Source organism: Chryseobacterium sp. FR054, from assembly GCF_056844565.1.
The window spans coordinates 19,046-31,221 of the sequence record NZ_JBXDSA010000009.1; the positions used below are offsets into that span (position 1 = coordinate 19,046).

At 39.9% G+C, this 12,176-nt stretch carries 11 protein-coding genes; 10 read left to right on the forward strand and 1 reads right to left on the reverse strand.

The window, feature by feature from the left end:
* Window positions 1-16 precede the first annotated feature (16 nt).
* Window positions 17-733, reverse strand: coding sequence for an aquaporin Z (aqpZ, locus tag AC106S_RS23540; RefSeq protein ID WP_482442493.1), 717 nt, complete (start codon window positions 731-733; stop codon window positions 17-19).
* 219 nt (window positions 734-952) lie between these two features.
* On the opposite strand from aqpZ, the gene AC106S_RS23545 reads away from it, so the two are divergent.
* The 10 genes from AC106S_RS23545 to AC106S_RS23590 all read left to right on the forward strand — a co-directional run bounded on the left by AC106S_RS23545 (window position 953) and on the right by AC106S_RS23590 (window position 12,070).
* Window positions 953-1,573, forward strand: coding sequence for a DUF5715 family protein (locus AC106S_RS23545; RefSeq protein WP_482442389.1), 621 nt, complete (start codon window positions 953-955; stop codon window positions 1,571-1,573).
* A gap of 79 nt (window positions 1,574-1,652) precedes the next feature.
* Window positions 1,653-2,390 (forward strand): hypothetical protein, encoded by a 738-nt coding sequence (locus AC106S_RS23550; RefSeq protein ID WP_482442391.1) that lies wholly within the window; start codon window positions 1,653-1,655, stop codon window positions 2,388-2,390.
* A 19-nt stretch (window positions 2,391-2,409) separates the two neighbouring features.
* The gene (locus AC106S_RS23555) at window positions 2,410-3,033 is read left to right on the forward strand and encodes a hypothetical protein (RefSeq protein ID WP_482442393.1); all 624 of its coding nucleotides are present in this window, start codon (window positions 2,410-2,412) and stop codon (window positions 3,031-3,033) included.
* Between the two features lie 17 nt (window positions 3,034-3,050).
* Window positions 3,051-3,812 carry a sensor histidine kinase gene (locus AC106S_RS23560; protein WP_482442395.1) on the forward strand — a complete coding sequence of 254 codons (762 nt, stop codon included), beginning with the start codon at window positions 3,051-3,053 and terminating at the stop codon, window positions 3,810-3,812.
* Complete coding sequence (locus AC106S_RS23565; RefSeq protein ID WP_482442396.1) at window positions 3,781-4,458, forward strand: response regulator transcription factor; 678 nt, start codon at window positions 3,781-3,783, stop codon at window positions 4,456-4,458. The genes AC106S_RS23560 and AC106S_RS23565 overlap by 32 nt, the downstream gene beginning before the upstream one ends.
* A 155-nt stretch (window positions 4,459-4,613) precedes the next feature.
* Window positions 4,614-5,987, forward strand: a complete 1,374-nt coding sequence (locus AC106S_RS23570) for a T6SS phospholipase effector Tle1-like catalytic domain-containing protein (RefSeq protein ID WP_482442398.1) — start codon at window positions 4,614-4,616, stop codon at window positions 5,985-5,987.
* Window positions 5,988-6,194: 207 nt separating this feature from the next.
* The gene (locus AC106S_RS23575; RefSeq protein WP_482442400.1) at window positions 6,195-8,126 is read left to right on the forward strand and encodes an ABC-F family ATP-binding cassette domain-containing protein; all 1,932 of its coding nucleotides are present in this window, start codon (window positions 6,195-6,197) and stop codon (window positions 8,124-8,126) included.
* 362 nt (window positions 8,127-8,488) lie between these two features.
* Entirely contained in the window at window positions 8,489-8,821 is a 333-nt protein-coding gene (locus AC106S_RS23580) for a hypothetical protein (protein ID WP_482442402.1), read from the forward strand.
* Window positions 8,822-9,089: 268 nt separating this feature from the next.
* The gene (locus tag AC106S_RS23585) at window positions 9,090-11,474 is read left to right on the forward strand and encodes a TonB-dependent receptor (RefSeq protein WP_482442403.1); all 2,385 of its coding nucleotides are present in this window, start codon (window positions 9,090-9,092) and stop codon (window positions 11,472-11,474) included.
* 29 nt (window positions 11,475-11,503) lie between these two features.
* Window positions 11,504-12,070 carry a hypothetical protein gene (locus tag AC106S_RS23590; RefSeq protein WP_482442405.1) on the forward strand — a complete coding sequence of 189 codons (567 nt, stop codon included), beginning with the start codon at window positions 11,504-11,506 and terminating at the stop codon, window positions 12,068-12,070.
* Window positions 12,071-12,176: the final 106 nt, after the last annotated feature.

The window sequence follows — 12,176 nt, forward strand, 5'->3', positions numbered from 1 at the left end:
TGAATGTTGGATGCCGTTAAGCTTTAACTTCTGATGAATCTTTCTGAAGCAGGAACTTATAGATCAGTCCCCCTACAATTCCTCCCAGAATAGGAGCTGCCCAGAACAGCCAAAGCTGAGACATGGCAAGCCCTCCTGCAAAAACAGCCTGTGAAAGAGATCTCGCAGGGTTTACAGAAGTATTGGTAATAGGAATTGAAATCAAATGAATCAGGGTTAATGCAAGACCAATGGCAATCCCGGCAAATTTACCGTTAGCCCATTTATCCGTTGCTCCCATAATAACGATCAGGAAAAATGCAGTCAGTAAAAATTCTGCAAGAAATGCTGCACCCATACTGAATGCCTTATCATTATACACCGCTTCTCCATAGAAATTGGTAGCAAAAGCCCCGGGTTTGGAAAAATCTACTGCTCCGGAACCACTAAGGATAACGTACAGACATCCCGCAGCAACAAGCGCTCCAAGACACTGCGCCACGATATAAGGGATAAGGTCTTTTGCAGAAAATCTCCCTCCTGCCATAAGCCCGAAAGTAACAGCCGGATTAAAATGACCTCCCGAGATGTGACCCACGGCATAAGCCATCGTAAGTACCGTAAGACCAAAGGCCAGAGAAACCCCTAAAAGACCGATTCCGATATCGGGAACCCCGGCTGCAAAAACTGCACTTCCACAGCCTCCGAAAACAAGCCAAAATGTGCCGAAAAATTCAGCAAAAAGTTTTTTTATCATGTTGTTTATTTTTAAATGCATCTCAAATGTAGAATTTAAATCTCAAAATAAAAAGATAATTCTTAAAAATATTTCAAATATTGGAGAACGAAAAATTAGTGATTTAATAATTTGGTTTAATGTTTGTTGGGGATTCTGCTGAAGGAGCATACCGCTTCAGGTTGATTGATATAACATAAATGTTTATCTTTCGTTAGTAATTTTAAAGCATGGTTAATGAGAAAGTTTTTTTGTGTGGTCTTCGTGCCTTTCATGTACAGCCTTTATTATTCTCAGGGCGCCAAAAAGAATCTACCCTGTTATGATTTTTCACAGGTTTTAAAAGTGGAACCCACTCCTCTTTATAAACCTCACCTGGATGCCTCAAAAAGTTTTGGGGTTAAACTGCTTCAAGACTCTAAAACCGTACAGAAGTACATCAGCAGCGGAAAATTCCATGCGGTAAAAAAAACAGGGAAAGGATACCGTATTCAGAAGCTGGATTACAGCAGGGCATTTATGCTGCCCAAAGCCAAAACAACCCTGGAAAAAATTGCCTCCAGATTCAGTAAGGAAACCAAAGGACATACCTTTACCGTTTCTTCCATGACAAGGACCCTTGAAGACCAGTGCAGGCTGAGAAAAGTGAATTCAAATGCCTCTCTAGGGATCAGTTCGCACAATTACGGGAATTCTTTCGACATTTCTTACATCCGTTTCAATAACGTACTCAAGTATAATCCTAAAATGGAAGCCGCTTTGGAAAAAGTCCTGAAATACTATGCAAATGCCGGCAGGATCTATTATATCAAGGAAAAACAGCAGAGCTGCTATCATATTACAGTCCGGAATTATTAATTAAAATTCAAATTTAGGTGATAATTTGCACAGCACGTTTAGTTTGTATATTTTTATACAAACTAAACAAGCCACAACTATGAACAGAGAAGAATGTGCCCTGGCAATTGCCCAATGGGGCAACGGGATTTCTGATTATCACTCCATCGCCGAGTGGATCCACACCAATTACACTTTTAAACTTACTAAAAATCAGATCGATAAGATCAGAGACTACAACACCTACACAGATGTCTGTGCAGAAGTGGGGGTAGTGGAAGGAAACCTGGTCCTGATCTTTGTTCCTTTAAATGAAAAGGGACAAATGAACAAAGAGGTGGAAGAGTATCAGTATGCGACTCTTGAACCTCAGAAATATGATCTTGTTCTGCAGGAAACCAGAGAATTTAAAATCGTAAAAAATGCAGTGCTTTCCAATGATCTGCAGCAGATAGGAAGCAATTCGGATATGTATTTTCCGGTATCGGAGGCTCCTGTTTTTGAGCAGGATAAAGCCGTGGAAGCTATTCAGCTCTGGAGAAACGAAGGAATGGAATGGTTTTACCGCGAGTGCTCGGAATTCGGAGGTTCAAGAATCTTCAGAAGATTCTACGTTCCTATGGAAGATCTTTGCCATCCAATCCCTGAAGTTACCAAAATGGTATGTTCATTCGGACTCAAGTATAATGATGTTTACCAGAGAATGCTGGTAACACTGATTTTTATTTCTTTCCATGAGCTCCTGCAGAACGGAGGAACAACAACAGTAATCTCCAATACATACGACTGGGCAAAACCATGTCCGCCGGTATGTCGTATTCCGGAGATAGGATCTTAAATATCTGGACGGAAAAGGAATGACAGATTTTTTTAAAGCAATTTTATTCCTGAATTATGGCCTGCTTCTTTGTGTGATCATTTTGGGAGCAGCCAGATACCGTATACTCAGTCATAAAGAAAAGCAGTATTTTCATTGTATTGCTTTTCTTTTTTCTATTGAACTGCTGAACCTGATCCTGCCTTATGTGTTTAAAATGAATGATACGTCATTCATTTATCCGTTTTATATTGCGGGAGAATTCTTTCTGCTGAGCACCCTCTTCATCAGGAAACTGGATGTATCCAGGTATTTTGTCGGATTATCAGGATTAATGGCCATTGGTTTTATGGCTGCAAAATATATTTTTGATTATCCTTCCAACAGCGATATTGGAAAAGTGGTTTCTAATATCATCATTGTCTGTCTTTCAGGTTTTATTCTGATCCGGGAGATCAGAGGAGTTTCTTTGCAGAACCGCTTTCTTTTGGTAGATGCCAGCATTTTCTTCTATTATTCCGTTTCGGTATTTTTTTTTATTATTCAGCATCAGCTTGCCCATCTTTCTGATGATGATTTTTATTTTATGCTGAGCATTAATAATATTCTGCTGAGTATCCTATATTGTTCATTTATATACACATTTGTCAAATTAAAGAAGTAACTTTAAATATCAGTCTTTTGGTTCTTATAATTGTTACCATAACAGTTATAGTATCCTTTATACTCCTGGCATACCGCTCTTTCATCAGCCGGATTATCAAAGAAAAAAATGCCCAGCATGAAGCAGAGGTTCTTCACCAGAAAAGTCTGGTGCTCGAAAACATTAAAGCCCAGGAAGAAGAAAGAAAAAGAATAGCTGTAATGATTCATGATGACATCGGAAACAGACTTAATATCTTATCATTATGGCTGAATAACCTGGATACCAAAGGTGATGAAGTGATCAAAAAAAATATTTACGGCCAGATGTCATCACTGATTGATGCGGCAAGGAGTATCTCACACTCATTATATCCGGTAAACCTTGAATCGGTGGGATTGGTTTTATATGTGGAAGAGCTGATTGCCAACCTTTCTCATAAAGTGAATATTTCCCTGCAGGTAATGCCCGGATACAGGAAGAAAGATATCTTTACAGAAGTGCAGCTGTACAGGATTATCCAGGAATTTACAACCAATGTAATCAGGCACTCCCAGGCAACAGACCTCTGGATTTATATCAAAGACTATCCTCTGCATATGGCAGTCGTTATATCAGATAACGGGCAGGGGTTTGATTATGACCTGGTAAAAAAAGGAATGGGAATCAAAAATATAGAATCCCGCGTAAAATCAATGAATGCTGTCCATAAATGGAAAAGTACCCCGAAAAAAGGAAGCCGTTTAATTATTAAAATTCCCACAAACCATGAACCCGCAAATCAAAATAGCACTGATTGATGACGAACAGCTGATCCTGGAAGGAGTAAAAATGCTGCTGTCGAATGAAAAAAACATCTCCGTATCACTGACTTCCAATAACGGCCCGGAATTTATTGAAAAACTGGAAGATATTTCCAGTGAAAACTTCCCCGATATTGCCCTTGTAGACGTGCAGATGCAGCCGATGAACGGCTTTGAGCTGGTAGAAATTTTAAAGGAAAAATACCCCGAGCTGAAGATCATCATCCTTTCCTCTCATTATAAAACCTCTATTTTAGGATATATGGTGAAGCTGGGGGTTTCCGCATTCCTTCCTAAAAATTCAGACCGGAAAACATTTATCGATGCCATTACAATGGTATATAAAAACGGAGTTTTCTTTACTGCTGAAGATCATCAGATGCTGTTTGCCTATATGAACAGCTCTGCAAAGAAAAAATCTCTTTTCGAAATGGAGGATGAACTCTCCGAAAGAGAAAAAGATGTGGTAAAACTCATCTGCCAGGAATATACCAATAATGAGATCGGCGAAAAACTGTTTATCAGTCCCAGAACGGTAGAAAGCCACAGACAGAGGATCCTCGAGAAGATCGGGGCCAAAAATACAGTGGGTATCGTCATCTATGCCATCGTCAATAATATTTATACCCTTGAAAAAATATGATTCCGTAGAAATACGGAATTTTTTATTTGGTGTTTTCACGCTTGTATGATTCTGCTGTCTTTCGTTAATTTGGTGCTGTTAGTTTAGTGCCGGATGTAAATGGTTAGTCTCCATTAAGATACACCGGTAAAAATCAATTACAACAGAGAAACACAATGATGAACAACGATGGAATAATATCAGTCGGAATTTTTTTTGACGGAACAGGAAACAACGGATTCAATGCCACTTCGGTACATATGCCGGAGAAGAATAATGAAAGCTACCAGGGAGAAGTAACCAATATTTACAGACTTTTCAGCTTATTTAACGGAAACTGCAAATTATACATTGAAGGAATAGGAACATTAAACGGCGGGGAAGACCGTAATTTTGCAATGGCTACCTGCAGCAATCCTCCCGGAGAGAGCGGATACTCTTCAGATGACAAACTTCAGAAAGCCTTTGATTTTGCAGAACAGAGCATCAATACCAATAAAATATATCATTTTTATATCTACGGTTTCAGCAGAGGAAGTATGCTGGCCAGACATTTCACTCACCGGATTCTGCAGCAGTATCCTTCTGGATCTGTGAAAATAAAATTCCTGGGTGTTTTTGATACCGTAGAATCCAAACCTTTCAATACATACAACACCCGTTTACCCGAAGAAACAGAGAACGCTCTTCACCTGTGTGCCGTGAATGAATGCAGGTACTTTTTTCCGCTTACCGGTTTTTTTGAGACTTCCGGAAGAATGCAGGATACAAAAACTGAAACATGGAACTCCGTATGGAAAGAAATATTTGTTCCCGGTGCTCACGCAGATGTGGGAGGAGGATATCTGGAAGGTCCTGAGTCCGTCTATATTTCTACGGACTTTCTCAATACCGGCGATCTGGAAAATTACGTATCAGATATTCGGAATGCAAAAACGGACGGAGAAGGAAATAAAATATGGGATTCGCTGCTTTCAGGATTCCGGATCGAAAAAGGAGCCGTTCTCGCACAGGCTTACGTTTCCCGAGAGAAAGTCTATAACGGCCTTTCGAAAATATATGGAAAATTAATGCTGGAAGAAACCAACAGGGCAGTACCGGAGATCTTCAGTTCAGATCTTAAAAAATATGATTGGGAAACCGATGAAGAAAAACACCCCTTTCTTGCCGGTTTTTATAACCGAATGACAGCCTATATAAAAAATATGCAGCCGGAGCTTAAACCTGTATATGATTATAGCCGTTTTGCGGAATATACCCATATTTCAGCCAATTTCGGACTGTACAGCGGTGAAGTGTTACAAAGATCCGCGGAAGATATTCGTGCAGAACTCATTAATAACGGGCTCAACGTACCCGGCAGCAGTTCTCTGGATTATGAAAAAGATACAAAGATTATTACCGAGCTTCACCTTCCCGAAGACAGCTTTATCCCCGATTTTCTCTACGGAGCCAATATTCCCAACAACGATATCTGGAGCCGTACCATTACGCTGAAGACCGATCATACAGAGAGAGAAAACAGAAGACTGGAAGAGGACAGTTATTAAAAAGGAATTTTATGATGAACAGATGCAGCTCCGCAGGATTCCTGATCCTGCATGGGCTTTCAGTATCTGTCACTGAAAGGAACTTTCTGCCTCCTTCTTCCGTCTCCCTCTGTCTTCCTGCATTTTTATTTCTGGCCTATTCATTTCTTTTTCCGTACTTTTGCACCCGAAAATTCATTATTCATTACTAATTATTAATTAAAAGAAATGCTTTCGGTTCAAGGTTTAGGATTACATCATTCAGGAAATTATCTGTTTCAAAATGTCAATTTTACCATCAAAAAAGATGATAAAGTGGGATTGGTTGGAAAGAACGGAGCGGGAAAATCCACGCTGCTTAAAATGCTTTCCGGAGAAATCAATTTTTACGAAGGAAATGTAGTTCCGGAAGGAAATGTTACCATAGGCTTCCTGAAACAGGATCTGGATTTTGTGAAAGGAAGAACAGTATGGAACGAAACCATGCAGGCTTTCGAGCAGATCAATGCCTGGAAAGAGGAGCTTGAAGAGGTCAATCATCAGATGACGGTGAGAACTGATTATGAAAGTGATTCTTACACGGATCTGATCAATAAAATGACCGAGCTGAACGACCTGCTGATGAATCATGATGCCTACAATCTGGAAGGAGATATGGAAAAAGTATTGTTCGGTTTAGGATTCAAAGCAGATGATTTTCAGAAAATTACCGATGAGTTTTCAGGAGGGTGGAGAATGAGAATTGAACTGGCCAAACTGCTGCTTCAGAAAAATGACATCATGCTTCTCGATGAGCCTACCAACCACCTGGATATGGAATCCATCATCTGGCTGGAGAACTTCCTGAAAGACTATCCGGGAGCAATCGTTCTCGTTAGCCACGATAAACAGTTTATGACTGCCGTGTGCAACAGGACATTCGATATCAATAATAAAAAAGTTGACGATTATAAAGCCAACTATTCCAAATATCTTGTGATGCGTGAAGAACGCCGCGAAAAACTGATTCAGGCTAAAAAGAACCAGGATGCGGAGATCAAGCAGATGGAAGATAACATCAACAAGTTCCGCGCAAGTGCTACCAAAGCATCATTTGCCCAGTCCCTTATCAAAAAGCTGGACAAAATAGAGCGTATTGAAGTGGATAATGAAGACGTTTCCAAATTCAATATCCGTTTCGTACAGTCGGTAGTTCCGGGGAAAGTTATATTCGAAGCCGAAAATCTCGGAAAATCCTACGGAAACAAAACTGTTTTTGATGATGTAGACTTTTTCGTGCAGAGAGGAGACAGAATCGCTCTTTTGGGACAGAACGGACAGGGAAAAACAACCCTGGCCAAAATTCTGGCCGGAGATATCAAAGATTATTCAGGAACCTGGAATTTAGGACATAATGTAAACATCGGTTACTTTGCGCAGAATCAGGAAGAAGTTCTTACCCCGAATAAAACCGTTTTAGAAGAGGCGGAAGATGCGGCAACAGAAGAGACCAGACCGAGAGTAAGAGACCTTTTAGGATCTTTCCTTTTCCAGGGAGAAGCCGTAACGAAAAAGACCAAAGTGCTTTCCGGAGGGGAAAGAAACCGTCTGGCCCTTTGTAAACTGCTTTTACGTCCTTTCAATACCTTGATTATGGACGAACCTACCAACCACCTTGATATTCAGTCTAAAGAGATCATTAAACTGGCACTTCAGAAATTTGAAGGAACACTGATCGTGATCTCGCACGACAGGGAATTCCTGCAGGGGCTGTGTGACAAGATCTTCGAATTCCGTGACGGGAAAATGAAAGAATTCTTAGGAAATATCGACGAATACCTTGAATACAGACAGAAGGAGAGCATCAGGGAGATTTCTGCAGAGAAGGCAAAACTTCACAGTGAAGAAGTAAAGCCGGAAGCTAAAAAAGCAGAAGAAAAACCGGTTGTTTCCAACAGTCAGTCAGCAGTTATCGTAAGCAAAGAGCAGAAGAATATCCAGAACAAGCTGAAAAAAGTAGAAGAAAAAATTTCAGAACTGGAAACCGAAATTGAAAAAATGGAAGCTTCTTTTGCCCAGGAAAATCCTTCGGACGAAACACTGGAAAAATATAATAAAACAAAAGAAGAGCTGGAACTGGCTTTACAGGAATGGGAATATTTGGGTTCTCAGCTGGATTGATTTTATAATCAGGAAGAGCCGGAAAACTTTTCAAAATAAAAAATGAGGGTGTACACGCATCAGAGTTTTACAGAACCTGTATGACTTTGCTGAGTTTACGCTCTCATTTATCTTTTGTATATGCCTTTGCTTATCTTATTCTCCATGCCTTATGGTGATAAATAAAATCTTTACCTTTTCAAAGGCTTTTCAATCAGTGTATTAACCCGGGATGAATTATTTAATCCTGCTATGGTGTAACAAAAAATATATTTTCTATACTGATTGATAAGAGCAGTTTAATCTATTTTTAATGCAAGTTTAATTTAAAAATTAAATTATTTTTATAATTTTGACGGATGGTTTTTAAGGAAAGCAGAAATATGAAAAGTTTTATCGCCAAGCTATTGTTTGGGATATACTTCATTGCGCTGTTGTCCCAAAGTTTTCACCATCATGATTCCGTAGACTATTTTAAGGGGTTCAATCTTAAAAAAACGGAAAATACGATGGCGAAATCTTCTGAAAAAGAAAAGGCAGGCGACTGTCTTGCCTGTCATTTCCTGGCAACAGGGCATACTTTGGTTCCTGAAGAATTCAGTTTTACCTTTGAGCACTATACACAGCAGGTAGAGCTGATAATTGATGTTCAGGAAAAAATATGGTCCCAGACCAAGTTCACTTTTCAGCTTCGGGGTCCTCCCGCAATTTCATAATTCATAGATTCTTTTTTGGGTTTAAAACGTCATGTTTTAACGTTCAGTGCTTAATGTTCATAATCTGACATGTAAGAGGTAAATTTTTGGATTGGAGTGAAACCTATTCTGTTGTCTCAAAACAATATAATAGTTTGTTATTCTGTGTTTTATCTTAGATTTTCAGGGTGCATTATGCATTGTACACTATACATCCCGGCAAATAAACCCATTCATTTAATTTTTACGAAAAAATGTACCTGAAAAGGTACGCAATCTGTCTATTACAATGAAATTGATATATAGCCTGCTGCTGGTCTTTTGCGGACTGGCGCTTACAAGTGCACAAAAAACTTACACCGTAGAAGGAACCGTTCAGGATTTTCACGATAAAACCATGCTGGAAAATGCCGTGGTGAAAATCGGGGAATTCACAGCGAAAACCAATGCGGAAGGTAAGTTTATTCTCCATAAGATTCCTGCGGGAAAGTATACACTCATTGCTAAACATCCCGATTGCAATGATTATACTGAAAATATAGGAGTTGACCGGGATCTTAGCCTGACGGTTACTTTAGAACACCATTCCGGTGATATCGAAACCATCACCCTGCACGGAAGCCATAAAAAGAAGGCCTCTGTGATTATGAAAACGTTGGATAAAACTGAAATTGAAAGAAATTCAACCGAAAACTTAGGGAATTTACTTTCAAGGCTGTCAGGGGTTACCGCATTGAAAACAGGAAACAATATTTCAAAACCTGTGATCCGCGGACTTTACGGAAGCCGTATTTCTATCCTGAACGGTGGGGTGAAAATGGCGGAACAGGAGTGGGGCGTGGAGCATGCTCCCAATGTAGATGTCAATGATTTTGAGCACATCGATGTCGTTAAAGGAGCATCGGCTCTGAAATACGGAAGCGAAGGAATCGGGGGAACCATCATTCTGGAACCCGCACCGCTGCCGAAGAAAGATACTCTGATGGGAAATATAAAACTGTCGGGAATTTCCAACGGAAGAGGCGGAGAACTGGCCGTAAATGCATTGAAATCATGGAAAAACGACTGGTTTGTAAAAACCGGAGGAAGCTACAAAAAGCTGGGTGATCAGTATATTCCGCATCATACCCTGCAGAATACCGGAATGGAAATTAATTCTTTTAACTTCTCTTTCGGAAAGCAGAGTTTCATGCAGGGATTTGAAGTCGCTTACAGCGGAATCAACCAGGAATTCGGAATTTATAAAGGTGCCCACCTTGGAGGCCCTATTGATTATTATAATGCTGTAAACCTGGGGCAGTCCTATTTTTATAATGATTTCAGCTATGATATCAACAGCCCGAAACAGGAAGTTGAGCATCATATAGGAAAAGTAATGGCCTACAAACGTTTTGCAGATTTCGGGAAACTGACTTTCCAGTACAGTTTTCAGCTGAACAGAAGGAAGGAATTTGATATCAGGAGAGGGGAGCTGAATGCTCTTCCTTCAATGGATCTGAGGCTGATTACCCATACGGCGGCTTTAACCCACCTTCTTGAACGTTCCGCATGGAGCCTGGAAAGCGGAATTTCTGCCGGTTACCAGGATAATTATCCAAATCCGGCTACCAAAGCGAGACGTCTGATTCCTGACTATTACCGCTATGATGCAGGAGCTTTTTCCGTATTCAAATACAGATTCAACGGGAAACTGAATGCAGAAGCTGCTGTACGCTATGATTTCAGCAGATATGATGCCTATAAATATTATGATGCTTCCGAATGGGAAAGCAAATATGCAGCTCTTTTTCCACAGTTTTTTGTGCAGAAAAATGACAGCAGAATTCTGACCCGCCCAATCCTGGATTATCATAATTTTTCAGCCAATATCGGATTAAACTATACCCCGGTCCATAATGTTGAAGTGAAACTGAATGCTTCCAGAGCAGAAAGAACGCCAAACCCTGCGGAATTATTTGCAGACGGGCTTCATCACTCTGCAGCGGTAATGGAAAAAGGAGATCTGTCTATAAAAAAAGAAACAGCTTATAACGTGAATCTTTCTCTGGCTGCCCGGTTCGATGTACTGAAAGGCCTGCATATTGAGGCCAGCCCTTATTTTATGTATTCCGACAGTTTCATCAATCAGGTACCTACCGGGATACAGTCTACCAACAGAGGGGTTTTCCCGATATGGACGTATCAGCAGATTAAAGCCAGAATGTACGGTCTGGATGCAGAAGCGGAACTTGGTATTCTTGATAATCTGAGCCTGAAATCCGCATTCAGCACATTAAGAGGTAATGATCTGACGAATGATGAGCCTCTTATCCTGATGATGCCGACTAAAGTAAGGAACAGTGTAGCGTTTAAACTCAGCAAACCTTCCAACTTTTATATCACCCTGGAAAATGATATCGTAGCCCGTCAGAAACGTTTTCCGGTAAGAAATCCTGATATCACCTTTATAGAAAACGGAGAACTGATAACAAAGACCATCGATATGAGTACTCCACCTCCGGGATATGTTGCATTCAATGCATCGGTAGGGGCAGATATTTTCAAAAACTTTAACCTGAATTTCAGAATAAACAACATTACGAATGCACTTTACAAAGAATATCTTAACAGGTTAAGATTAGTAATGTATGAACCCGGAAGAAACTTCGTGGTTACTCTGAAATACAATTTCTAAATGTATTAATACTTAAAATTTAAATCAAAATGAAAAAAATATTCAATATAACACTTATACTTTTCGCCGCAGTTCTTCTGTTTTCATGTAGAAATGATGATAATGACAATATTCCGGAGGATATCCATGAACATGAAGAGATCGAAAAACTGGTGGTAAAACTGACGAATAAAAATGATGCCGCAGATATCCAGACCATCAATTATATCGGAGGAGTGGCAGATGCCCATATTCATGCCCATGCTGGAGATGTATATACGGTGGAGCTTGATTTCCAGGTGAAACATGACGATCATTATCACAGTGCCAACGACGAGATCCTGGAAGAAAAAGACGAGCATTTTATCATTTTTAATTTTGCAGGAGCCGACGTTAGAGTGAAAAGAGCAGCAGACGATATCGTAAGAACCGATGGCAAGAGATTGGGCCTTAAGACCGAATGGACAGTGGTAAGTACTACAACAAACGGAAAAGCCAACATCAAGCTCATCCATGCCCCTACTTCTGTGAACGAAAACTCCCCTTCATCCGATAACCAGCTCGGAAGCGTGGTAGGAGGGGAAAGTGATGTTGATGCCTTAATTGATATTCATTAATATAAACAACTTCATATCAAAGTGATTACCGCTGAATTTTTCAGCGGTTTTTTATTTATAAATATTTGACCGTTAAGAATTTATTATTAATGAGTTATTTTCATAA

Excerpts from the sequence above, each read along its gene's own strand:
- AC106S_RS23575 (WP_482442400.1), top strand. The coding sequence starts at position 6,195 with ATGCTTTCGGTTCAAGGTTTAGGATTACATCATTCAGGAAATTATCTG.
- AC106S_RS23585 (WP_482442403.1), top strand. The coding sequence starts at position 9,090 with ATGAAATTGATATATAGCCTGCTGCTGGTCTTTTGCGGACTGGCGCTT.
- AC106S_RS23570 (WP_482442398.1), top strand. The coding sequence starts at position 4,614 with ATGATGAACAACGATGGAATAATATCAGTCGGAATTTTTTTTGACGGA.
- AC106S_RS23555 (WP_482442393.1), top strand. The coding sequence starts at position 2,410 with ATGACAGATTTTTTTAAAGCAATTTTATTCCTGAATTATGGCCTGCTT.
- AC106S_RS23550 (WP_482442391.1), top strand. The coding sequence starts at position 1,653 with ATGAACAGAGAAGAATGTGCCCTGGCAATTGCCCAATGGGGCAACGGG.
- AC106S_RS23580 (WP_482442402.1), top strand. The coding sequence starts at position 8,489 with ATGAAAAGTTTTATCGCCAAGCTATTGTTTGGGATATACTTCATTGCG.
- AC106S_RS23590 (WP_482442405.1), top strand. The coding sequence starts at position 11,504 with ATGAAAAAAATATTCAATATAACACTTATACTTTTCGCCGCAGTTCTT.
- AC106S_RS23545 (WP_482442389.1), top strand. The coding sequence starts at position 953 with ATGAGAAAGTTTTTTTGTGTGGTCTTCGTGCCTTTCATGTACAGCCTT.
- AC106S_RS23565 (WP_482442396.1), top strand. The coding sequence starts at position 3,781 with ATGAACCCGCAAATCAAAATAGCACTGATTGATGACGAACAGCTGATC.